Below are 22,789 nucleotides of genomic sequence, written 5' to 3'. Positions count from 1 at the left end.
CTACGGCTGCTTGCCGATGCGCGCTTCTTTTGGAATCAGCGGCTTCTCGGCCCGGGCTTGGATCTGTTGAACAGTCCAGGAATTGCCATCGGGATCGTCGAACCAGAAGAAGGTGGCGCCGTCGCGCTCGTCGAAGACGGTCATGTCGCCGGCTGCGACGCCGCGGCTAAGCAACTCGTCGCGGGCGGCATACGCGTCGGCAACCACCAGCTGGACGCCCTTGAGCGTACCGGGCTTCATCCCATCCATGCCCGGTCCGGATCCGAAGACAATCGAGCAGCCCGAACCGGGCGGCGTCAATTGCGCAAAATGCATTCCGTTCGCCTCGGTCTCATGGTCGAGGATGAAGCCGAGCTTGTCGCGGTAGAACTCCAGCGACCGGTTGATGTCCGAGACGGGGACAACTACAACTTCAAGGGTCCAATCCATGGAAAATTCCTAACGGTGGAAGGTCTGGCCAGAGTATCCGCCGACCTCCGCTGCGTATAGCCCATCGCTTCTCAGACTGGAAGATCAGCGCTCCTATACAAAGCAGGCCTGTGGCTTACTCTTGTTCCAAGCAACCATGAGACAGCTAGGAGGTGCAGCTTGGCCACAGCGGTCGAACCCCGCCAACGGAGGCGGCTCAGGCGTCCACGCTGGATCAAGGAACCGTTCAACCGCGAAGCCAGGGCGGGTTACCTTTTCATCCTCCCCTGGGTCATCGGGTTCCTGATTTTCACCCTGGGCGCCATGATCTACAGCCTGGTGATCTCGTTTACCAACTATGATCTGTCGACCAACACCGCTGCACCGGTTGGCTTCAGTAACTACGAGCGGCTCCTCGAAGACCCAAAGGTCATGACTTCCCTGGGGAACACGCTGTACTACGCCACCCTTTCCGTTCCATTGGAAATCTGCTTCGCGCTGCTGCTGGCGTACCTGCTCCACAAGATCCCCGACCGCGGGGCAGGCATTTTCCGGGTGATCTACTATCTGCCGAAAATGACGCCGTCTGTTGCCGCTGCATCGATCTTCCTCCTGCTGCTCAACGGCAACTCGGGGGCGATCAACTCGTTCCTCGGGTTCTTTGGAATCGACGGGCCACAGTGGCTCATCGACCCTACGTGGATGAAACCATCGATCATCCTCATCGGTCTGTGGAGCGTCAGCGGGACCATGCTCATCCTGCTGGCGGCGCTCAAGAACGTACCCCGTGACCTATACGAAGCTGCAGCCCTTGACGGGGCGGGCTCGCTTCGACAATTCTTCAGCGTGACCCTGCCGATGATTTCGAATGCATTGTTCTTCTGCACCATTGTCCTGACGATCGCTGCCCTCCAGATCTTCGACCAGGCCTTCCTGCTGTTCTACCGCGACACCACCAATGCCGCACCAGACGCGGCGCTGTTCGTCGGCGTGTACCTGTTCCAGCAGGCGTTTCAGCAGTTCAATATGGGGTTCGCCGCAGCGATCGCCTGGCTGCTCTTCGTGATCATCCTGCTGGTCACCGTGGTGCAGGTCCGCTTCGGCAACAAACTCGTGTACTACGAAGGGGGTAGGGACTAGTGGCTTCCGTCATCAATTCGCAGCCGCAGGCGGTCGCTGAGTCGGATCCGCGGGAGAAGTCCGCTGCCGCAAAGACGCGGCCCTTCAGTTGGCACAAGCCCCGTAGCATCCTCGGACAGGTGGTGCTGTGGGCCCTGTTGATCGGCTTTTCGATATTGTTCCTCTACCCGTTCGCCTGGTTGCTTGCTGCGACCTTCAAGCCCCGCGAAGACGTCTTCGACAACCGGCTGATCCCCGAAACCTGGGTGTTCGACAACTACATTCAGGTGTGGGACCAGTTGCCGCTGGTGTCGTGGCTGTTCAACAGCTTCACCATCGCGTTGCTGGCTGCCACGCTGGTAACCATATCCAGTTCGATTGTCGCCTTCGGGTTCGCCTACTTCCGCTTCCCATTCCGCAACCTGCTGTTCGGTCTGGTGCTGGGAACCATGATGTTGCCGGGCGCTGTGACCCTGATCCCGCAGTACCTGATCTGGAAGGACCTTGGGTTCCTTGGGACCAACGTTCCGCTGTGGGGTGCCAACCTGTTTGGCTCTGCGTTCTATATCTTCCTGCAGCGCCAATTCTTCCTCGGATTACCGCGCGACATCTTCGAAGCTGCCAGGATTGACGGCTGCAGCTACTTCGGACTGTTCCGCAGGATCGCCCTGCCGCTGTCCATTCCCTCATTCATCATTGTTTTCGTCTTCGAGTTTCAGGCGAGCTGGACCAACTTGCAGGCGCCGCTGATCTACCTCAACTTTGGCGAGCCGTCGGAATACACGGTGCCGCTGGGCATCTCGTACGCAATGTCGCTCTTCAGCCCCACATCGGGCGGTCAAGCGGATTACCAGTACGTTATGACTGCAGCATTACTGGTCACAATCCCCATGCTCATCCTGTTTGCTATCGGCCAGCGCTACTTCATCGAGGGTCTGGCAGGTCAGGGCCGCAAGGGCTAGGGTTTTTCTTCCGGCTTCTTTCACCGAGTGGCGCTAACTACGGTCCTTCCGTCAATAGGCCCTTGTGCGCGCATAAGGCCCCTCGTCCCCCTCGAGCGGGACGCCGTCGTCGTCGTTCGCTCGTATTCGCTGCTTCGCTGGTGCACAGGACATAGAAACGGGCCGGCAGGGAACCCTGCCGGCCCGCTCCGCTGAAGGCTATTCAGCCGCTGCCGTCGCCTGTTCGTAGACCAGCATCGCAGCTGCCTGGGCATCACCGAGGGCTTCCTCAATGGTTTTGTCGCCTGCCATCGCCGGGGCGATTGCGTTCTGGAGTTCGGTCTGGATCTCCAGGCCCGCCGGTGATGAGCCGAGGGGTGCGCCGTTCTCCAGGCCCTGGTAGTAGGAATCGATCAGTTGGTCGAAACCTTCTATTTCGGTGGGTACCAGGAATTCTTCCTTGATCAGTGCGTCAGCGGTCTGCGATCCGGTGAAGATGCCGGTGAACACCTTGCCCGGAGTCTCCTCAATGGACTGCATGCGGGCTTCGGCGGCTGCCCGCCAAGCTTCGTCGGAGGTGTTCTCGACAGCCCACTTGCACGCTGCCGCCTTGTTCTCGGCGCCGGTGGGGATCACGTAGGACTGCCCGCTGGCGGCGGCGATTGGATCGCCGCCCTGGTTACGCAGGGGCAAGCCTGATACCTGAAGCTCATCAGCGAAATCTGCCAACACGTTCGGGTACCACTGTGCGTAAAGGCCGGCGCCCACCTGGTCCGTAACGAACTGGTTGTCGGCTCCGAAGAAGTCCCAGGTCTGGTTGAAGCTGTACGCGGCTTCGTATCCACCCTGGGCATCGTAGATTTCCTTCAGCCACGTCAGCGCTTCGACATTCGCGGGATTGTCGAGGGTTGGTACGCCCTCCTCATCCATGATCGCCCCACCGAAAGCGAGAAACCAGACGTGCGCCTGCGACGGCAACTGCGGGTCGAAACCCAGCCGGGAGGGGTTGTCGCCGTCGGCCTCGTACATCGCCTCGGCCGCTTCGAGAACTGCCTCGGGATTCGAAGTGTCAAGATCCTCCGGTGTGACGCCGGCTTCCTCCATCACGCGGGTGTTCATGATGATCGCCCACGGCTGCCAGAACTGCGGGATGCCGTAATACTGTCCGTCGTAGGTGACATCACCGAGCACGGCTTCGTAGTAGCGTTCTTCGGGATTGACGTCCTGCGCCGCGAAGCACTCATTCACCGGCTCAATGAGGCCCTTCGCAGCGTAGGTTGCTACGTACTGTCGGTCCATGAGGGTGAGATCGGGCAGGGTTCCGCTAGCCGCCTGGGCCGCGAAGCGCTGCGGGTCGAAGTCGCTCTCGTTGATCTCGACGGTCACGCCGTCTTCCTCGAGTGCCGCCGTCGCATAGTCAGCGCGGGAAGTGGCTACCTCATCTCCGAGGGTGAATCCGCCGGCCGACAGTGCGCCTGTTAGTTCGGCGCCATAATCGGGCGCTTCGCCGGAGTCAGCAGGACCGCCGCTTCCTCCGCCGCAGGCACTTGCCATCAATGCGATTGCCGTGGCCGCGGCGAATACCGCGGCTGACCGGGAAGTCTTCATTGCATAACCCCTTCAAGCTCGACCAGAGGCAGGTCTGTCTAGACCAGCTTCTCGGCTCAGTATTCCATAAGCCAGCTTGGTATCTCAGTAACGATTCGGAACCGCGCTAGCCCCCGGATGCGGCGGGAACCAGCGTCCAGAGAACGATCGCTTCCTCACCGGTCGGGTTCACCCACGTATGCGGTTCACGCCCAGGGAAGGTGAGAGTGTCGCCGGCCTCCATTTCATAGCGGGAATTGGAGAAGATCAGCTCGAAGCGACCCGCAACCACGTGCAGGGTCTCCACTTCACAGTCAACGGAATAGAGTTCCGCTTCGCCGCGGCCGTGGGGTTCGACGACGGCGTGGATCATCTGCAGCCTGCGCTCGGACCGCGCGGTGAGCAGCCGCTCGTTGATCCCTTCGCCGCCGAGGCTGATTCTGGGCGCTTCACCCAAACGTGTCAGGTGGGTCTCCGGTACCGAGAACAAATCACCGACGGAAATTGAAAGTACCTGGCACAGCGTCACCAGAGAAGCGACCGACGGCGATGTCAGGTCCCGCTCAACCCTGCTGAGAAACCCCTTGGTCAGTCCCGTGGAGTCTGCGACCTGCTCGATGGTCATGCGCTGCGCCTGACGTGCCGAGCGGATCCGGGAACCAATAACCACGGGGACGTTGCTGGGTTCTACAGGCAGAGCCTTCATAGGTGGTCCTTCCGGAGGCGAACTCTGAGCATACCGACGTCATCTGCTGAGCACATACTTGACGTGTTAGCCACATCACAACTAGCCTACAGGACAACATCTGTTGCCTATAGGTAAAACTACACGCAGCGAACCGTTCAAAAAACGCCCGGGAGAATCATGGAATTCCTAAACATCGCAATCGTGGTGGTATACCTCGCCTCGATGCTCGCGTTCGGCTGGTGGGGGAAGTCGCGCACCAAGAACACCAGTGATTACCTGGTGGCCGGCCGAAGGCTCGGACCTTTCCTTTACACCGGCACGATGGCGGCAGTCGTCCTCGGCGGAGCGTCCACCGTTGGCGGGGTGGGCCTCGGATACCAATACGGCATCTCCGGCATGTGGCTCGTCGTCGCGATCGGCACCGGCGTCCTGGTGCTCAGCCTCTTCTTCGCTCCCACCATCCAGCGGCTCAAGATCTACACCGTGTCCCAGATGCTCACGCTGCGCTACGGCCACGAAGCCACGAAGGTCGCGGGCATTGTCATGCTCGCCTACACGGTGGTCCTCTGCGCAACCTCCACCGGCGCCTACGCGACCATCTTCGTGGTGCTCTTCGGCCTGGAACGCTGGCTGGCGATCGCACTCGGCGGAATCATCGTGCTGATCTACTCAACGATCGGCGGCATGTGGTCCATCACCCTGGCGGACATGGCTCAGTTCATCATCAAGACCATCGGTGTCTTCGCGCTCATGCTCCCGTTCTCGCTCGCTGCAGCCGGCGGCTTCGACGGCATCCGTGAACGGGCAGGCGCGGAATTCTTCAACATCACGGGCATCGGCGCCCAGTCGATCATCACCTACTTCGTGGTCTACACGCTTGGCCTGCTCATCGGCCAGGACATCTGGCAGCGCGTCTTCACCTCCAGGACGCCCGAAGTTGCCCGCTGGGGCGGCACTACTGCAGGGGTCTACTGCATTCTGTACGGCGTTGCCGGTGCCATGATCGGCATGGCCGCCAGCGTTCTCCTGCCCGTACTCGAAAACACCGACGACGTCTACGCACAGGTCGCCATCGACATCCTGCCGGTCGGAATTGGCGGGCTCGTGCTCGCAGCCGCAGTTGCGGCCATGATGTCCACTGCGTCCGGCGCGCTCATTGCCGCCGCGACCGTGGCGAGTTCCGACGTCGTACCTTTCGTGAAGAGCTGGCGTCGCCGCGGTCTGCGTGGCGGAGCGGACGTCGCCGCGCAGGGCGATCAGCAAATCAGCGCCGAGCACGACATCGCGGGCAACCGCCGGTGGGTCCTGGGCCTCGGAGTGCTGGCGGTGGTGGTCGCGATTGTCCTGAATGACGTGGTCGTTGCGTTGACCATCGCGTACGACATTTTGGTGGGCGGACTACTCGTGGCGATTCTAGGCGGCCTCATCTGGAAGCGCGGTACCGGGCAGGGTGCGGCGGTGTCCATGGTTGCCGGCGCTGTGATCACTCTCGGCTCGCTCTTCTACTACGCAAGCTCGGGCGTGAACGGCGGCATCTACGCCAACGAGCCGATCTACTTCGGGCTGATCTCCTCAGCCATTGCGTACATTGCGGTGTCCCTCTCAACCAAGCCGACGGACCCTGCTGTGATGGATGCATGGAACCGGCGCGTGGCAGGCGAAGTTGACGAGGAAGTTCCACTCGAGGGACCGTCCACTCCGGTCCGCTGACCTACCCGTCGAGTGTTCACATAATCACCGTTGAACAGCGCTATTCGGTGATTATGTGCACACTCAACTGGGGTCTGCGGGAGCTTCCGCAGACCCCGCTGCGGGCGCCTCTCCGTGCGTTTGCCCGACTGAGTCCTTCTTGACGTCCGGCTCCTCGTGATCCTCATGATCCTCGTACCGCCAGGCTTTGATGGCGGCCCAGGTGACCGCAGCGATCGGCACGGACAGGATCGCGCCGACAATTCCGGCCAGGATGGTTCCCGCAGTGAGCGCCAGCAGGATCACCAGGGCGTGAATGTTCAGTGAGCGCCCCATGACCACGGGCTGCAGAAAGTTCCCTTCCAGCTGGTTCACCACGACGACGACGATGATCACCATCAGCGCCACGAACGGCCCGTTGGCCACGAGTGCAACCAGGGCGGCGAGAGCGCCGGCCACCGTCGCGCCCACCAGTGGAACGAATGACCCGATGAATACTATGACCGCCAGCGGCAAGGCGAGCGGCACGCCGAGGACAAGCAGCGCAATGCCGATGAAGAGCGAGTCGACAAGGGCGATGATCGCCGTTCCGCGCACGTAACCGCCGAGGACCTCTAGGCTCTTGTGGCCTACGCGCCGTGCCCGTTCGAGCCGGTCTTCATGGAATCCGCGCAGCATGAACGCCCAGATCCGGTCGCCGTCCTTCAGGAAGAAGAACAGGATCACGAGCATCAGGGCGGCACCGGTGAGGAACTCGCCTGCCGCCGTCAGCCCGGTGATCGCGGTGGTTCCAGCGGCGGAGCTGGTCGCGAAGTCGATGATGGACTGGCGTGCGCTTTCGATCTGCTCCTGGTCGATGGGAATTGGCCCGGTCTGGACGAAGTCGTCGACCTTCTGGATGCCTTCGTTGGCGCGTTGCATCAGCTCATCGAGCTGGCTACGCACGGCAAAGACGATCCCCGTGACCACTCCTCCCAGAACCACCAGCAGCAGGAGGAAGGAGAAGGCCGTTGCTCCGCCACTTGGCCAGCCTCTGCGCCGCAGCATGTTGACCAGTGGGCTGATCGCGGCAGCGAGGATCAGTGCAAGGAGCAGCGGAATGACCACCAGGCGAATCTGGATCAGCCCGAAGATAGAGACCACTGCAACGGCGACCAGAAGCAGCAGTTGAGCGCCGCGGATGCTCGCCCTTCCAAGGCTGTCATGCCAGGGGCTTGTCGGTCTCGACTTGGGGTTGTTTCGGTAATCCACAGGGAGGATCCTCGGCGCTCTTGGGTACGGGTCGAGTTCTACCCTACGTGCCAACGTCGCCTATAAGGGCAGGAACAACACGGTATAGATGCCAAGTACGCCCATGAGCAGCACCGCACCCGACGTACACACCACCGCAACGACGTCGGCTTCCACCTGCCCGCGCTTCACACCGGCCACGCTGCGCGCGTACCGGACCCGCTGGCTCGAGTAGATTCCCAGCGCTGCCGCGAGCGCCAATGCCACCAGCGCTCCGGCGAACCATCCGTGCGCGGGAACCCAGCGCAGCAGCAGGAGGCTTGCGCCAACGAGTGCGGTCATGGTCCGCCCCCACGCCAGCGACGTCCGCTCGGGCTGCAGCCCCGGATCGCGGGTGGGCGCGGTCATGTCAGGCCCGCACCAGGACAAACACGATAACGACGGCGGCAACCACCGTGCCGCCGAGCGCCAGCAGCGGCGCGAGGAACGGCAACGGCAGCGGCGATCCGTGCCGCATGGCCCGCTCGACGTTGAGCCAGCGGAAGCACGCCACGGCCGCAATGATCATGGCGAGCAGGAGCAGCAGGACGGCCACGGTGGTCCTGAGGGCGGGAACGAAGATGTCAGTCGTGAAAGCTTCCACGGCGATCCCGCCGGCCAACAGGGCAAGGGAGGTCCGGATCCAGGCAAGGAAGGTCCGCTCGTTAGCGAGCGTGAAGCGGGGGTCCGGCTCGCTGCCGCCGCGCAGGAGGCGCCAGGCGAGGGCGCTCCGCCCGCCGTCGTCGTCGTTCGGTGCTGTATTCACGGGTTCCAGCGTAGTGCCAGTAATACCCCGGGACGGGAACATAAGCGGCCGGGTGCGGGTAGTATGGACGTTTGCGAAGGGGAGTAGCTCCGGGAGGAATTCCGAGGCCTGTCGACATACTGGTGTTCAGCGATGACGCCCGGCAGTCCACCGTTCAGGCGGCGAGCGAGACCTTCGGCCATACATTCGTTAAGTGGCCGGAGCCCCCATCTGGAAGCCCTGGTCAGTGAAATCAGGAGCCATCCGTGACGCCACAGGCAACGCGCACCCCGGCCGACATCAAGCGCTGGCGGCAGTATCTGGCCGACGAACGCGCCGAAGCCGCGACTTACCGCTACCTCGCGCGGAAGCGGGCCGGTGAAGAGCAGGAGATCCTGCTCGCCCTCGCCGCTGCCGAAGGTCGGCACGAGCAGCATTGGCTGAAGCTACTGGGCGACGACGCCGGCAAACCCGCGCGCGCTTCCTTCCGTAACCGGGTGCTTGGTTTCCTGGCGCGCCGGTTCGGTTCGGTCTTCGTACTGGCTCTTGCGCAGCGTGCCGAGGGTCGGTCACCTTATGCGGAAGACCCTTATGCCACGAGCGCGATGGCTGCGGATGAGCAAATTCATGAGGAAGTTGTGCGTGGTCTAGCGACGCGTGGGCGAAACCGATTGTCGGGTAATTTCCGGGCTGCCGTTTTCGGAGCCAATGACGGGCTGGTGAGCAACCTGGCGCTCATTATGGGCATCGGTGCAACGGGAGTTTCGAGCGCGTTTGTGTTGTTCAGCGGGCTCGCCGGGCTTCTCGCCGGAGCGCTCTCAATGGGTGCGGGTGAGTACGTTTCGGTTCGGTCGCAGCGGGAGCTCCTTTCGGCGTCGCGGCCCACGCAGGTCACGTTGGAGGCGGCCAAGGAGCTCGATATCAACGCGAACGAGCTGGTGCTGGTGTACCGGGCGAGGGGGATGTCGCTGGATGCGGCGGAGCATCGGGCTGCGGAACGTTTGGGCCGGTTTAGCTGCGACTGCGACCCCAGCCTGTCCTATCAGCCGGAGCGGTTTGAGCATAAGGACGACTACGAAGCAGTGGGAACGGGGATGGGAGCGGCTGCGGCGAGTTTCTGCTTCTTCGCGTCCGGCGCTGTGATCCCTGTTCTTCCGTATCTGTTTGGGCTGACCGGGCTGGTTGCGGTAGTCATTGCCTGCACGCTGGTGGGTCTGGCGCTGTTGGCGACGGGCGCCGTCGTCGGGCTGCTTTCGGGGGCGTCGCCGCTGAAACGCGCGTTGCGGCAGCTTGCGATCGGGCTCGGTGCAGCCGCAGCTACGTACCTGTTGGGACTCGCGTTCGGGGTGTCGGTAGCCTAAGCGATGCTTTGAACTCCTGTGGACCCGCACAGCAGGCTTTCTGTGCGGGTCCCTTCGGTCACAGTGTTATTCGGTCTCAGTGTTACAGGCTTGCCTGGAGCTGCGCGTAGAACGAGGAGGGGTCGGCTGCGAGAGATGCCTTGACCATGGCGCTCCAGTCATCCACGATCACTTCAATTGCGCCGGTCGCGAGGCCGTCAAGTGAGGCGCGCGCTACGTCACGCGGGGCGATCATCGGGCCCTCATAACCAGCCATGATGTCGGTGTCTGCTGCTCCGAGGTGGACACCCTGAACGAGGGTTCCCTGGGCAGCGAGATCCTGGCGGATGCCGTTGGTCATGTTCCATTCAGCGGCTTTCGCTGCGCCGTAAGCACCGTTTCCGGGGTAGGAGAACCATGACAGCGCCGAGAGGATGTTGACGATAGCGCCGCCGTTGTTCGACTTGAGTACCGGGGCGAATGCGCGGCTCACGTCGAGGGTTCCCCAGAAATGCGTGTCCATTTCGAGTCGGATCTTGTCGAGGTCACCGGTGATGAGGGGCGTTGACGTGGCGATGCCGGCATTGTTCACCAACAGGGTGACATCGTGCGCTGTCTCCGCCGCGGAGACGACCGATTGGTGGTCCAGGAGATCTAGTCCGAGCGGAATGACCCGGCTGTCGCCCCCGAAATCAACAGACTCCGGGCGTCGGCTGGCTGCGTAAACCTTCGTCGCGCCACGTTCGAGTAGTTCGAGTACGAACTGGTAGCCGATCCCGCGATTGGCTCCGGTGACGAGCGCTGTCTGTCCTGTGATGTCCATGAAGTTCCTTTAGTAATCGAGGGGTTTTCGTCTAGTTCCTATACCGTAGGAGTTGACGTTGACGTTAAGGGCAAGTCGCCTTTCAGCGTTTCGCCTTCTACGTGAGGATCAACACATGCGCATCGGTGAACTCGCCCGGCGTTCCGGGGTCAGCACACGAGCCCTCCGATACTACGAGGAGCAGGATCTTCTTGCCTCCACCCGAACCACCGCGGGTCAACGGGTCTATACAGACTCGGCTGTTGAGCGGGTCCAGCTGATCCAACAATTCTTTGCTGCTGGCCTGCCAAGCCGCACGATCGTTCAGCTGCTGCCGTGTGTTGACGCAGGCGCCTCGACTCCGGAAGTGTTCGCGATGCTCGAGGCGGAGCGTGCCCGCATCACCGACTCGTTGAACTCTTTGGCAGCGGCCCGTGATGCTCTCGACCGCATGATCGACATTGCGCACAACCCAACGCCTGAGCATTGCCCGGCCCTGCGTGAACCTGCCCAGGCGTCAGCGGCTGAGTACGACCGCGCCCTTACCAACGTCCGGTAGCTGCCGGGTCTTGGGCTTGGGCTTTTACATGCCCCGCACATCAGCGCGTCAGCAACAGCACCGATTCACCCCGCGCACGGCGACAGCAACCGCAACAGCAACGCCTACCCACGCCCGCGCACAGCAACCGCCCACGTCGGCGCACAGCGACAACGGCCTCCGCGCACGTCTGCGCGTGACGTCAATAGCACCCCCTAAATCAGCGCGCAGCAGCATTCGTGCGCGTCTGGGACCGGCTAGAAGGGTGGTGGTGGTTGGGGTGGTGGGGTGTAGGTTTTGCCGCTGAGTGAGGTGGCTTGTTCTGTTCCGTGTTTGGTGGGTGTGATGGTCCAGTAGCCGTCGGTTTTGAGTTTGTGGTGGAGTTTGCATCTGGGTTTGAGGTTGTGGAGTTCTGTTGTTCCGCCGTGTGCCCAGGGGGTGGTGTGGTCTATTTCGCTGGTGAATGAGGATCTGGTGCAGCCGGGGTGGACGCAGGTTGGGTTGGTGACCCGCACCCAGTCTTGTAAGTGTTTCGGTGGCCGGTATTTGTCTCTGCCGACGCTGATCACGGCACCGGTTTCGGGGTGGACCAGGATCCTGGTGAAGCTTGTGGCGTGCGCGGCGAGCTTCGCGGCGGTGCCTGGGTCGATGGGCCCGTACCCGTCGAGGAGCCCGTTCTCACACCCGTCGAGCCCCGGCACACCCGGAGACCCTGGAGTTCCCTCGGAGGCAGCAGCAGGACCAGCACTGGTGTCCTTCGACGGGCCAGTGTTTCCGCCCCTACCATCGCCACTGTTGGCGTCTCCGCCTTTGGTGGCCATGTTTTTCCAGGTGGTTTTGTGGTGTCCGAGAAGGGTCATGACGGGTACGGTGACGAAGACAGTCGCTCCGATCCCGCGATACCCGGTGCCCTTCTTCGCATCCCCTGAACAGGTGTGCGTGAGTACGTCAGCGAAGACGTCGGCCCTTAGTTGGGGTAGGGTCCGTGCTTCGCCGGGGCCTTGCAGGCACCGGGCTGCGGTGTCGACCCGGTTGAAGATTCCCTGGGCTTGCTCCGCTGGTAGGTAGGCGCCGAGCCAGGCCATCCCGTCTTGTTCCGGGTGGACGGTGACGTCGCGGTCCTTCACCGCCCGCGCCCTACGTTCGGTGATGGATTCGGAGTGGAGTTCTTCGCGTAACCGCCGGCACCTGCGGGCCAGTTGGGGGCGGGTGAGTTTACCTGCCGTGGTGAGGATGTCCTGTTCGAACCCGCGCAACCCTTCAACCGGGAGGGCGCCGGATTCCTCCACGATGACCTGGGCCTGGACGGGGCTGATAGACCCGGCCTCGAGGGCGGACAGGGTTGCTGGCAGGCCTTCGGTTAATCGGAGGGCTTGTCCGAGGAGACGGTGAGCGGTGCGCCCCGGTACCCGTAGCAGCGGCGCGATTTCCTGCACGGCAAGGCTGAAACTCATCCCAGTGTGGTCAGCCCTGTCTGGGGAGACATGCCGCTCAGCGATCCGGTGATACACCCGGGCCGTCAGCGCGGCTTGCCGTGCTGCAGCCCACGCTGTTAGCCGGTCAGCTGCCCGCAGCAAATCCACAAGGTCAGGTAGCGTCTGGAACTTTACGGATTCCTCCGAGATCGCATGCAGCAGCCTGCCGACCAGGGAGAACGGGTCAGCATCCTCCACCAGGTCACGGGCGTGCTGATCAAAATCCCCATCACCAGGCTCCAAACCGGAGAACAGCTCAAAGGCATCCTTCAACGGCACATCAAACAACGACACACCAGACTCAACCAGGCCAGCCGCGAGGAAATCTCCACGGCTATCCCGGCAAAGGCGTCCTCAAAGGCATCCCTGCCAGGGGCGTCCTCAACCAAGACCTCGGTACCGTTCTCCATGCAAAACAGTCAATCACCCGCCTCTGACAGTTTTACGTTCCGCCGTCGAACCCACCTATCTGCGCGCGCATCCAAGGCTGGAGCTGCCCGACTTCGTGGGAACTAACCTGAACCAACACAATAAGGAAGCTGGCCAGGACAGGACCTTTGTCACCACAGCTGGGCTACGCGATGCTCCCGTCCCAACGCCGCCCACCCCATCCGATAGGATCGGCTCTCAAACGAATCGGCGGCGGTGCCCGGCGATCAACCTCAGTCGCAGACTGAAGCAATAAACGCTCAAGGGGGCACCTTCACATGATCGCGCTGCTGATTACCGCGGCTACGGCCCTGGTGTTGTCGCTGGCCGGCACCCCGCTCCTCACCCGTTTCCTGGTCCGGAAGAACTACGGCCAGTTCATTCGCGAAGACGGCCCAGTCTCACACCACACCAAACGCGGCACCCCCACCATGGGCGGCATCGTGATTATCGGGTCGGTGATTCTCGCCTACTTCGCAACCCACGGCGTCATGGTGTTGGCCGGGCAGATGAGTGGTCCCACAGCATCGGGGGTCCTGCTGTTGATGGTCACCGCCGGCATGGGCATAGTGGGTTTTCTCGACGACTACATAAAGATCACCAAGCAGCGCAGTCTCGGCCTCACCGCACCAGCGAAGATCCTCGGCCAGACAGTTGTGGGAGTAACGTTCGCCGTCCTCGCCCTGAACTTCCCCGACGAAACTGGGCGGACTCCCGCCTCCACCGCTATCTCGTTTGTCCGTGACACATCCTTCGACCTGGCTTTTGCCGGTCCGTTGATCGGAGCGATCCTCTTCATCCTGTGGTCCAACCTCATCCTCACCGCCGCCTCCAACGGCGTGAACATCACCGACGGGCTGGACGGCCTTGCCACCGGCGCTTCAATCTTCGTCTTCGGCGCCTACATGCTGATGGGCATCTGGCAGTTCAACCAGCGCTGCACCGACCCCAGCGTCCCAACAACCATCTGTTACGAAGTACGTGACCCACTGGATCTCGCGCTGATCGCCGCAGCCCTATGCGGCTCACTCGTCGGGTTCCTGTGGTGGAACACATCTCCAGCAAAGATCATCATGGGCGACACCGGCTCGCTGGCCCTCGGCGCGGCAATCGCTGGATTCGCCATTCTTTCCCGCACCCAACTCCTCCTGGTGGTCATGGCCGGCCTCTTCGTCATGATCACCCTGTCCGTCATCATCCAGGTCAGCTTCTTCAAGCTTTCCGGCGGCAAACGCGTCTTCCGAATGACCCCGCTCCATCACCACTTCGAATTGAAGGGCTGGGAGCAGGTCACGGTTGTGGCCCGCTTTTGGATTATTGCCGGGCTCTTCGTCGCTGTCGCCCTGGGAATCTTCTACGCGGAGTGGCTCGTAGGAGCTGACCAGAGTAGGAGCCTGATCAGGGGCCTTGAGTAAGGATGCCGGCAGCCAGGGGTGTTGGGGGAACACAGCGTGGCTACCGGCATCGAGCGCCGCAGTCTCGGACGGCCCTCACGCACCCAAAAGGTGCGCACTCATAAGCCTACTGATAATTCATGAGAAAAGGATGAGTAGATTTTATCAAGTTGGCAACATTCGGATCTTCTCGACCACCGCCGTCGTCGAAAGCTCCGAAACGTAATCCAGAATCCGCACTACTCCTCCACACCGCTCGACCACAGGGGCTTCCTCCAGCATCTGCGAAGAGTAGTCCCCGCCCTTGGCATAGACGTCCGGCCTGAGCGCCTCGATCAGCGGGACAGGCGTATCGGTATCAAACACCGTCACGAAATCCACGCAACTCAGCGACGCGATCACCCCTGCACGGTCGGCGACAGCGTTGATCGGGCGGTCAGGGCCCTTCAGCCGGCGCGTGGAATCATCGCTGTTGAGCGCCACAACGAGAACATCGCCCAACTGCTTCGCCTGCGTCAGGTAGCGCGTGTGCCCTCGGTGCAGCACGTCGAAGCACCCATTCGTCAACACAATTCGGCGGCCAAGCCCACGCTGTTCACCAACCCGGCGTAACAGTTCATCGGTCGACAACACAGTGGAAGCCAAGCCGCCCAGGTACTCCGTCAGGTCCGCCGTGGAACACACTGACGTCCCCGGCCGCCCGACCACCACGTCCGCCGCCGCCTGCGCAAGGTCCAGCGCCGTCGTCATCGGCATGCCCGCAGCACGCGCCGCGGTGAGGCACGCAACGAACGTGTCCCCAGCACCCGAGGCCTGCTTCTCCGACGCCGGCCTCGCCCACGTCCGGTGTACCTGCCCTTCCGCGGACAGGAGCACGGTTCCGTCTCGGTCAAGGGTCACGACGACGGCGGAAGCACCCGTCGCGTGGAACAGTTCGCCGCGGCGTTCGGTCAGGAACGCGCTGCGGTCACCCGGCGCGCTGCCGCTGAAGCTCGTGCCGAGCAGCTTGGCCGCCTCCTGCGCATTCGGCGTGACGATGTCCGGTGACAGGGCAGCCCACGGCCGCGGATCGTGGGCATCGACGACAGTCAATGCGCCGCCGGCCGAGGCGCGGAGAGCCTCCAGCGCCGGCTCCCCCAACTCACCCGAACCGTAGTCACAGACAACGACGGCCGCACTCCCCTGGACGGCGCCCGGCACGGACGCAGCGAGAGCAACCAGAGCTTCGGCTGGCGGTGTTTCCGCCTGGTCATCGAGCCGCAGCATCACCTGGTCCCCGCCGATGATGCGGTACTTGGTGGTGGTCCGGTGCCCATCGACAACAAGCAGCGCGGTAGTGTCCACCCCGGCGTCGTCGAGAAGGGCACGCAGCCGGGTGCCGGCGTCGTCGTTCCCCACCGCGCCCACCAGCCGCACCCTCGCTCCCATGGCAGCAAGGTTCATGGCAGTATTTGCTGCGCCACCGGGCGCATACTCGCGGCGCTGGACGTCGACCACCGGCGCCGGCGCCTCGCGGCAGAACCGTTCAATGCTCCCGCTCCACCAGCCGTCGAGAATCACGTCACCGATGACAGTCACCACCGGCGCCGCCCTGGCCAGTTCAGCGGGCACCCACTCGGCGAGGCCGCGGAGGGTGCTGAGCGCACTCATCGCCGCGACCCCCCCGGCGCCTCGATATGTACAACCTTGACCTGGGTGAACTCGTCGAGCAGTTCGGGTCCGTAGCCGAAGCCCTGGCCGCTGTCGCGACGCGGCTGCGCCGACCCACCCGGCGCCCCACCGAACACTGCGTTCACCTTGACCGTTCCGACCTTCAGCACTGCAACCGCCCGCTGCGCATGTTTGATCCGCCCCGTGAGCACGTTGGCCGCCAACCCGTACTTTCCGGCGGCCGCGAGCTGAAGGCCTTCGTCGAAACTGGACACCCGCACCACGGGAGCAACGGGCCCGAAGGTCTCCTCGCCCATCACGTCCATCTGTTCAGTGCAGTTCAGCAGCACCGTGGCGGGGTAGAACGCGCCCGGCCCATCGGGAACAGCGCCACCCTCAGCGGCCTCGGCACCCATCCGCACAGCAGCCTCCACCTGGCCGTGGACGGCTTCCCGCATCCGCAGGTCCACCAGCGGAGCGAACTCCCCGGAGGCGTTGCGCTGCCGTGCCTGCTCAACAAGCGCCCCGCAGAACTCATCAGCGATGGCTTCGTGAACGTAGATCCGTTCAACCGAAGTACAGATCTGGCCGACGTTGCTGAAAGCTCCAATGGCGGCTTGTTCCGCAGCCCACGCGGGGTCGACGTCGTCGTCAATCAACAGCGGATCGTTTCCGCCGTTCTCGCGCAGTACGTGCGCACCGGTGAGGACGCCGGCCCTTGCGATGCGTGCTCCGGTGGCGCTGGAACCCACGTGCGCGTAAACGTCCACGCCATCCTCCATGGTGACCAAGGTGCCTACCTCGGGCCCACCGCTCAGGGTGGTCAGCACGCCCGCCGGGAAACACGGCGACAGCAACTCACCCAGCAGTTGGCCAAGGTGGGGACAGCGCTCACTCGGCTTGTGGATCACGGTGTTGCCGGTGGCCAGGGCCGCTCCAAGCAGCCCGGCCGCGACAGCTACCGGGTCATTCCACGGAGTGAAGATCGCCGCCACCCCGCGTGGCTCCGTGACCGTGTAGTCAGCTGCGAGCGCCGAACCCCGAAGGCTCAGGCCGCGGTGCAGCGGGCCCAGTTCGGCATATTGTTCGAGGGTCGAAGCTCCCGCTTCGATACCGCCGAGCGCTTCCTCCCGCGGCCGCCCGGTTTCCCGGCTGTTCAATTCAGCGAGCCGATCGGCGCCGCTACGCAGAGCGTCGGCTCCGGCGCGGACCATCTTCGCCCGCTCCGCCGGATCAACGGCAGCCCACTCCGCCTGGACCGCGCGCGCGAGTTGCACCGCGAGGGATACCTGCTCCCTACTGGCAGACTCAAGGCTTCCCACCTCGGTCCCGTCCCGCGGATCAAGGATGGTGATGGCGTCGGGGCGTGCGGTGATGGTGTGGGGCTCGCTTGTCATTGGGCTCCTTATGGCGGTCAAGTGCCTTGCGTGCATGGCATGTACCCAGGAACGCCGCCGTTCACACACGACCGCCCGAAGTACTACCGGCTCAAGGAAGCGCCGGTGACCGGTTCGCTGCGCAGACTGCCGGGATCTTCGCTGGCTTTGAGCTGCACCCTGCCGTCAACCGTCCGCACTTCGAAGGTGCGCTGTGGCCGCGTGGCCGGGCCCTGGTCAACCTGACCGTCGCTCAGCCGGAAACGGCTCGCATGCCACGGACAGACCACGCAACCGTCCTCGACGGTGCCTTCGTGAAGGGGCGCGCCGCGGTGGGTGCACCGGTCGGTCAACGCCCGGATCTCACCGGCATGCCGGACCAGGAGCACGGCGACGCCGCCAGCATCGACGGCGATCGGGCGATCGGTGACGTCGACGACGGCGGCAACGTCGGTCCAGCCTTCGGGCGGCACCTCGAACGCCGTCGTATCCGTTCCGACACCACGGGCGTAGGCGAGGTGTCCGCCGAGCCAACCACCCGCTGAGACCGCGCCCATACCCAGGACCGCGGAGAAGACGCCGAGCTTGCGGGCACCGGCGACTCTGGCCAGCGAACTGCCGACGAAGAATGCGATGCCCGTTAGGTTCAGTGAGGCGTGGACCAGCCCGACGCGGCGCTCGGCGCCTAGTGTGTCGGCCCAGTCGCTGAGACCGGTGAGCACGGTCGGCACAGCACTCAGGTTTCCGAGCGCGAGCAGGCGCCGCGCCGCGATACCCTCTGATTCCTTGCCCATCACATCAAGGTAGAGCGCCGAAGCCCAGGATCCGAGCGGTATCAACACGATGATTGGGTGCGCCGGATGACCTGTTCCCGTCCCGCTGAGCAGGTTCTTGACGGCGCCGGGTTTGAGAACCCGGGATACGACGCCGGCTGCCTTGTCCGCGGGGGCGTCCAGGAACTCGGCTCGTTCCACGCGGTCAACCACGCTCTCGACCAGTGCGTTGATATCTGCCAGTTTCATGACGGTGCTCCTTAGCGTGGACGTTAGCTTGAAACGTCGTTTTCGATATCTTCGGCCAAGTCATCAACCTTCTCCGGACGAAGATGGACGCCCGCCTCGTCGAGGCGCTCTTCCAAAACGTGGGTGACATCGTCTTCGACATGGCCAAGGCGAATCTCAGCCTTCACGTCTTCGGCGATGTGCTCCACCGTCTCTTCTTCCGCCTCAGGTGAGAGGTCAGGATTCTGCTCCGTCATGGTGTCCGGTGTCCCTTCAACGTCGGGTACTGATTTAGATAAACAGTATGCTTAGCAACTGTTCCTGTCGACAGTCCCGCGCTTCCTCTGGACGGTCGACGCCGCGGAATTGCAGGCCGAGCGGCCGATTGGATTGAGGTGACTATGTCGTTGAGCGTGGGACCGCTGCTCGGGAAGTTCGACGGCGTCCGCCGGATCGCGGTCCTGCGCTGTGGCGGCCTCGGAGATCTGCTCTTTGCCTACCCAGCGCTGGACGCGCTGGCGCACGCATACCCGGAAGCCCGCATCACCCTGCTCGGAACCGAGCTGCATCAGGCGTTGCTTCTAAACAGGCCGGGGCCGGTTTCCGACGTCGAAACCGTGCCCTTCTTCCCTGGTGTGCGGCCAGGCTCCGAGGACTCAAAGGTGACCTCCGACTTCATCGCGCGCATGCAGTCCCGCGAGTTCGATCTCGCCATCCAGCTCCACGGCGGCGGCAGGCATTCGAACCCGTTCCTCCTGCGGCTCGGCGCCCGGCACACCGTGGGGACGCAAACGCCCGACGCCGAGCCCCTCGAACGGAACCTGCCTTACGTCTACTACCAGAACGAGTTCCTCCGCGGCCTGGAAGTCGCAGGCCTCGCGGGTGCGGCGCCGGTATCCCTCGAACCGCGCTTCACCGCGACCGATGAAGAGCGGGCTGCCGGCCTGCGTCTGGTCGGCGGCAGGGACCGGCCGCTCGTGGTCCTCCATCCCGGTGCCACGGACCCGCGGCGGCGGTGGCCGTCGTCGTCGTTCGCTGCCGTAGCTGCAATGGCGGCGGCGGACGGGAACGACGTCGTCATAGTGGGCGACGACAGCGACGTCACCCTTGCGGAGGACATCCTTGGGCAGGCGGCATCCGCAGGCGGGCCGAAGGCTGGGAGTATGCGCTCGCTCGCTGACCAACTATCCCTCTCCGATCTGGTTGGAGTGCTGTCGGTGGCGTCGGTGGTGGTTGGAAACGACAGCGGCCCGCGCCACCTTGCCCAGGCGGTCGGCACGCCGACCGTGGGGATCTTCTGGGCCGGCAACGCCATCAGCGCAGGAGCGTTGGGCCGCACGCTGCACCGGGTCCACATCGCCTGGGTGATCGCGTGCCCGGTCTGCGGAGTGGACGTGACGCAGGTGGGCTGGACCGCTGAGCGGTGCGAGCATGATGACTCGCTCGTTCAGCAGATCCAGCCCGAGGCCGTCTACGCGGACGTGCGTTCCCTCCTTTGAGCGCTCGTGACCTCAGGGCCAGGAACCCTCTTCCTCGTGGCAGATCAGCATCTGGCGGACCTCGCAGCCGCGCGGCTGCGACAGTGCGAAGAGGATGGCCTCTGCCACCTTTCGCGGATCGTTGAGGCGGGAGTTGTCCTGCGGCTTGTACTTCTCGTCGCGGTCATCGAAGAACCTGGTCTCCATGCCGCCCGGGATCAGCGTGGTGACCCCGATCTCGCCCGCCATCTCCGCTGCGAGCGCGTGGCTGAACCCGACGACGCCGAACTTCGACGCACAGTACGCCGTGGCGTCCGCAACAGCCCGGATGCCCAGTGTCGACGCGATGGTGATGACCCGCCCGTGGCTGGACTTCAGGTAGGGCAGCGCAGCGCGGACCGTCGAAACGGTGCCCAGGAGGTTGACCGCCAACACCTTCTCCCACTCCCCCGCGGGCACATCCTCCAACCGTCCGCAACGGTCGATTCCCGCAGCGGTCACGACGGCGTCAAGACCGTCCAGCATGTCCGCCGCCTCCTGCACGGCGCGGCTGACGGCTTCACGGTCCGCGACGTCCACCTCGAGCGCCTTGACGCCGGACACCGCACTGATGTCGCGGTCCAGCACAACGGGCGTACCACCGGCGTCGAGCACGCTCGCCACAACGGCCGCTCCAAGACCGGACGCTCCACCCGTGACGAGCACGCGGCCGGGGTTAAAAGTCGATTCAGGCATGGATGTTCTCCTTCATTAGCGTGTAGTTAGCCGACCTCGGCGAGCGCCGCGGCCAGGGAGGTCGTTGATCGTGCGGGTATATAGGGAACAGTTACGGTCTGGCCGCCCCAGGAGCGCAGGAGCGCGGCTTCCGGTAATTCGGCGGCGGAGTAGTCGCCGCCCTTGACCCAAATGTCCGGGCGCAGGACGGCGAGCGCTTCGACAGGGGTGTCTTCGCCGAAGATGTACACCGCGTCCACGCAGCCGAGGGCCTCAAGCAGTTCCGCGCGGTCGTCCTCGCCCATGATGGGACGTTGTGCCCCCTTGAGCCTGCGGACCGAGTCGTCGGAATTGAGGCAGACAATGAGGCAGTCGCCAAGCGCCCGGGCAGCTGCGAGTGTGCGCGCGTGCCCGGCGTGCAGCAGGTCAAAGCATCCTCCGGTCGCAACCACTGTTCCGCCCGCAACACGGGTGGCGTGCGCTACCTGCAGTGCGTCGATCGACGGGCCGTGCAGCGTTGTCGGCCCCGGTTCCCGGTTGAGTGTGGCCACGCCGCCTGCGGCCAGGAACTCGGCGGCGGCTAACACGGCGGCCTGGGTCGCTTCAAGCAGGTCAGCCCCCGATCCCAACCGCAGCGCCAGCGTGGCACAGAACCGGTCGCCGGCACCGCAAGGGTCCTTCGCCGTGATGGGCGGCGCGGGCACCAGGTGCGGCAGCTCTCCGCTCTCTCCCTGGCGATGAATGAGCGCACCGCGTTCGCCCAACGTTACGACGACGGCCCGGCTCCCCCAACGCTGCTCGAGTTCCTTCGCGGCATCCGTCGCAGCCCTCACGACGTCGGCCGGCTTACCACCCCCACCGCCCGAGGCCTTGAGCGCCTCCGACAGGTTAGGCGTCACCGCTGCCACTCCGCGCACCGGCTCAGCGCCCAATGGGTGCGGATCCCAGACCACCGGAATCCGTGCGGCAATCCGCTCGAGTACCACCCGCAGTTCCGCGTTGGCCGTCAGCCCCCGCCCGTAATCCGAAACCAGAACGACGTCGGCAGCCTCGACCACCGCGAGCATCTCGCCGCTCACGTCAGGCACCGACGCCGGCCCGCAGCCCTCATCGAAGCGGACCACGGCCTGGTTCGCTGCCCGGACGCGGGTCTTCACCGGTGTCGGAGCCCCCGATGGCCCGGTTACGAGCGGGATGTCCCCGAGCTCCCCGCGGAGGCGCGTGGCGGCGTCGTCGTCGGACAGCACGGTGACCAGCTGCACCTGGCAATCCGCCCGGCCCTGCAACTGTTGCTGGAGCATCCGGGCCACCAGCCCGGCGCCTCCCGCACGCCGGACCGCTGCTTCCACGTCCACAACGGGCACGGGCGCGTCCGGGCATAACCGGGTGGAAGCGCCGCTGAGGTCCACGTCGAGGAGTACGTCCCCGACCACCACGATCTTCATCATCCAGTCTCCTGTCCACGGCGGCGGGCCACTTCGCCATCGAAAGCCCGGCACAGGGCGTGCAGCGCGATCAGGTGGCCCTCCTGGGCGTTGGCCGAGCGAGCGTCGATGGCCACGTGCTCGTCGCACACCTCGGTCAGCGGATTGGGTCCGGGGCCGGTCAGCGCCCAGCTGATTACGCCAACTTCGCGGGCTGCCTCTGCCGCGAGCAGCAGGTTCGGGCTCTTGCCGCTGGTGCTCAACAGCAGCAGCACGTCACCCTTCCGTCCGTGCGCGCGGACCTGCCGGGCGAACATGTGCTCGTAACCGTAGTCGTTCGAGATAGCCGTGACCGCGGAAGATTCCGCATGGAGCGAGATCGCCGAGAACGGCTCCCTTTCGCCGTCAAACCGTCCCACCAGTTCCGCCGTAAGGTGCTGGGCTTCCGCCGCCGAACCACCGTTCCCTGCCGCGAGCAGCCGCTGCCCGCCCATCAGGCGGTCCGCGAGGTCGACACCCCACTCCGCAAGCCTGCCAGCGGACAACATCAGGGATTCGACGGCGGGCATCACCTGTTGTAAATGTTCGACGACGGCGTCCAGGGCTGCTGTGTCGCCTGCGCCAGGGAGTTGTGTGGGATCGGGCTGTGCGGGCGCTGAAGGATCCGGCAGCACCGGCACGGGAACCAGCCCCCGCCTGCGTCCAGGGCGGAAAAGCGCCAG

22 protein-coding genes are annotated in these 22,789 nt (G+C 64.0%); 7 read left to right on the top strand and 15 right to left on the bottom strand.

The genetic code is table 11. The annotated features are described in order from the left end of the window. Positions 1 to 429: a VOC family protein gene (locus ACWA1U_RS07585; RefSeq protein WP_463724719.1), complete on the bottom strand. Its 429-nt coding sequence runs from the start codon at positions 427 to 429 to the stop codon at positions 1 to 3. A 159-nt stretch (positions 430 to 588) separates the two neighbouring features. Here ACWA1U_RS07585 and ACWA1U_RS07580 point away from each other — a divergent pair, with 159 nt between their 5' ends. Beyond that, positions 589 to 1,548 (top strand): carbohydrate ABC transporter permease, encoded by a 960-nt coding sequence (locus ACWA1U_RS07580; protein ID WP_463724718.1) that lies wholly within the window; start codon positions 589 to 591, stop codon positions 1,546 to 1,548. After that, positions 1,548 to 2,489, top strand: coding sequence for a carbohydrate ABC transporter permease (locus ACWA1U_RS07575; protein WP_463724717.1), 942 nt, complete (start codon positions 1,548 to 1,550; stop codon positions 2,487 to 2,489). Before ACWA1U_RS07580 ends, ACWA1U_RS07575 begins: the two co-directional genes overlap by 1 nt. 198 nt (positions 2,490 to 2,687) lie before the next feature. On the opposite strand, the gene ACWA1U_RS07570 is transcribed toward ACWA1U_RS07575, so the two are convergent. Together ACWA1U_RS07570 and ACWA1U_RS07565 are read right to left on the bottom strand one after the other, a co-directional pair. After that, positions 2,688 to 4,076: an ABC transporter substrate-binding protein gene (locus ACWA1U_RS07570; protein WP_463724716.1), complete on the bottom strand. Its 1,389-nt coding sequence runs from the start codon at positions 4,074 to 4,076 to the stop codon at positions 2,688 to 2,690. 106 nt (positions 4,077 to 4,182) lie between these two features. Beyond that, positions 4,183 to 4,761: a helix-turn-helix domain-containing protein gene (locus ACWA1U_RS07565; protein ID WP_463724715.1), complete on the bottom strand. Its 579-nt coding sequence runs from the start codon at positions 4,759 to 4,761 to the stop codon at positions 4,183 to 4,185. Between the two features lie 159 nt (positions 4,762 to 4,920). Between ACWA1U_RS07565 and ACWA1U_RS07560 the strand changes: the two genes are divergently transcribed. Then, positions 4,921 to 6,453, top strand: coding sequence for a sodium:solute symporter family protein (locus ACWA1U_RS07560; RefSeq protein ID WP_463724714.1), 1,533 nt, complete (start codon positions 4,921 to 4,923; stop codon positions 6,451 to 6,453). 63 nt (positions 6,454 to 6,516) lie between these two features. On the opposite strand, the gene ACWA1U_RS07555 is transcribed toward ACWA1U_RS07560, so the two are convergent. Genes ACWA1U_RS07555 through ACWA1U_RS07545 form a run of 3 tightly spaced genes read right to left on the bottom strand, consistent with a single transcriptional unit; the run spans position 6,517 to position 8,509 of the window. Continuing rightward, complete coding sequence (locus ACWA1U_RS07555) at positions 6,517 to 7,683, bottom strand: AI-2E family transporter (protein WP_463724713.1); 1,167 nt, start codon at positions 7,681 to 7,683, stop codon at positions 6,517 to 6,519. Between the two features lie 60 nt (positions 7,684 to 7,743). Then, a complete protein-coding gene (locus tag ACWA1U_RS07550; protein WP_463724712.1) occupies positions 7,744 to 8,070 on the bottom strand; it encodes a DUF202 domain-containing protein in 327 nt (108 codons plus the stop codon). A 1-nt stretch (position 8,071) separates the two neighbouring features. After that, positions 8,072 to 8,509 carry a YidH family protein gene (locus tag ACWA1U_RS07545; protein WP_463724711.1) on the bottom strand — a complete coding sequence of 146 codons (438 nt, stop codon included), beginning with the start codon at positions 8,507 to 8,509 and terminating at the stop codon, positions 8,072 to 8,074. Positions 8,510 to 8,712: 203 nt separating this feature from the next. Between ACWA1U_RS07545 and ACWA1U_RS07540 the strand changes: the two genes are divergently transcribed. Next, positions 8,713 to 9,807 carry a VIT1/CCC1 transporter family protein gene (locus ACWA1U_RS07540; RefSeq protein ID WP_463724710.1) on the top strand — a complete coding sequence of 365 codons (1,095 nt, stop codon included), beginning with the start codon at positions 8,713 to 8,715 and terminating at the stop codon, positions 9,805 to 9,807. Positions 9,808 to 9,889: 82 nt separating this feature from the next. On the opposite strand, the gene ACWA1U_RS07535 is transcribed toward ACWA1U_RS07540, so the two are convergent. Beyond that, positions 9,890 to 10,609, bottom strand: coding sequence for an SDR family oxidoreductase (locus tag ACWA1U_RS07535; protein WP_463724709.1), 720 nt, complete (start codon positions 10,607 to 10,609; stop codon positions 9,890 to 9,892). Positions 10,610 to 10,724: 115 nt separating this feature from the next. Here ACWA1U_RS07535 and ACWA1U_RS07530 point away from each other — a divergent pair, with 115 nt between their 5' ends. After that, entirely contained in the window at positions 10,725 to 11,147 is a 423-nt protein-coding gene (locus ACWA1U_RS07530; protein ID WP_463724708.1) for a MerR family transcriptional regulator, read from the top strand. A gap of 236 nt (positions 11,148 to 11,383) precedes the next feature. Here ACWA1U_RS07530 and ACWA1U_RS07525 read toward each other — a convergent pair whose 3' ends face one another. Next, positions 11,384 to 12,895, bottom strand: a complete 1,512-nt coding sequence (locus ACWA1U_RS07525) for an HNH endonuclease signature motif containing protein (protein WP_463724707.1) — start codon at positions 12,893 to 12,895, stop codon at positions 11,384 to 11,386. Positions 12,896 to 13,308: 413 nt separating this feature from the next. On the opposite strand from ACWA1U_RS07525, the gene mraY reads away from it, so the two are divergent. Further along, positions 13,309 to 14,445 (top strand): phospho-N-acetylmuramoyl-pentapeptide-transferase, encoded by a 1,137-nt coding sequence (gene mraY / locus ACWA1U_RS07520; RefSeq protein WP_463724706.1) that lies wholly within the window; start codon positions 13,309 to 13,311, stop codon positions 14,443 to 14,445. A gap of 144 nt (positions 14,446 to 14,589) precedes the next feature. Here the strand turns inward: mraY and rfaE2 are convergent, their stop codons facing one another. The 4 genes from rfaE2 to ACWA1U_RS07500 form a co-directional block, all read right to left on the bottom strand. After that, complete coding sequence (gene rfaE2, locus ACWA1U_RS07515) at positions 14,590 to 16,074, bottom strand: D-glycero-beta-D-manno-heptose 1-phosphate adenylyltransferase (protein ID WP_463724705.1); 1,485 nt, start codon at positions 16,072 to 16,074, stop codon at positions 14,590 to 14,592. After that, complete coding sequence (locus ACWA1U_RS07510; RefSeq protein WP_463724704.1) at positions 16,071 to 17,471, bottom strand: aldehyde dehydrogenase family protein; 1,401 nt, start codon at positions 17,469 to 17,471, stop codon at positions 16,071 to 16,073. The genes rfaE2 and ACWA1U_RS07510 overlap by 4 nt, the downstream gene beginning before the upstream one ends. Positions 17,472 to 17,554: 83 nt before the next feature. After that, the gene (locus ACWA1U_RS07505) at positions 17,555 to 18,472 is read right to left on the bottom strand and encodes a Rieske (2Fe-2S) protein (protein ID WP_463724703.1); all 918 of its coding nucleotides are present in this window, start codon (positions 18,470 to 18,472) and stop codon (positions 17,555 to 17,557) included. A 23-nt stretch (positions 18,473 to 18,495) separates the two neighbouring features. After that, positions 18,496 to 18,708 (bottom strand): hypothetical protein, encoded by a 213-nt coding sequence (locus ACWA1U_RS07500; RefSeq protein WP_463724702.1) that lies wholly within the window; start codon positions 18,706 to 18,708, stop codon positions 18,496 to 18,498. Between the two features lie 144 nt (positions 18,709 to 18,852). On the opposite strand from ACWA1U_RS07500, the gene ACWA1U_RS07495 reads away from it, so the two are divergent. Then, positions 18,853 to 19,950, top strand: a complete 1,098-nt coding sequence (locus ACWA1U_RS07495) for a glycosyltransferase family 9 protein (RefSeq protein WP_463724968.1) — start codon at positions 18,853 to 18,855, stop codon at positions 19,948 to 19,950. Between the two features lie 12 nt (positions 19,951 to 19,962). On the opposite strand, the gene ACWA1U_RS07490 is transcribed toward ACWA1U_RS07495, so the two are convergent. Genes ACWA1U_RS07490 through ACWA1U_RS07480 form a run of 3 tightly spaced genes read right to left on the bottom strand, consistent with a single transcriptional unit; the run spans position 19,963 to position 22,756 of the window. Then, positions 19,963 to 20,664 (bottom strand): SDR family oxidoreductase, encoded by a 702-nt coding sequence (locus ACWA1U_RS07490; RefSeq protein ID WP_463724701.1) that lies wholly within the window; start codon positions 20,662 to 20,664, stop codon positions 19,963 to 19,965. Positions 20,665 to 20,690: 26 nt separating this feature from the next. Beyond that, positions 20,691 to 22,088 (bottom strand): PfkB family carbohydrate kinase, encoded by a 1,398-nt coding sequence (locus ACWA1U_RS07485; RefSeq protein ID WP_463724967.1) that lies wholly within the window; start codon positions 22,086 to 22,088, stop codon positions 20,691 to 20,693. Next, the gene (locus tag ACWA1U_RS07480) at positions 22,088 to 22,756 is read right to left on the bottom strand and encodes a D-sedoheptulose-7-phosphate isomerase (protein ID WP_463724966.1); all 669 of its coding nucleotides are present in this window, start codon (positions 22,754 to 22,756) and stop codon (positions 22,088 to 22,090) included. Before ACWA1U_RS07480 ends, ACWA1U_RS07485 begins: the two co-directional genes overlap by 1 nt. Positions 22,757 to 22,789: the final 33 nt, after the last annotated feature.

The organism is Arthrobacter sp. TRD_SC_6 (assembly GCF_055361185.1).
This window is presented reverse-complemented; position numbering and strand designations above follow the sequence as displayed.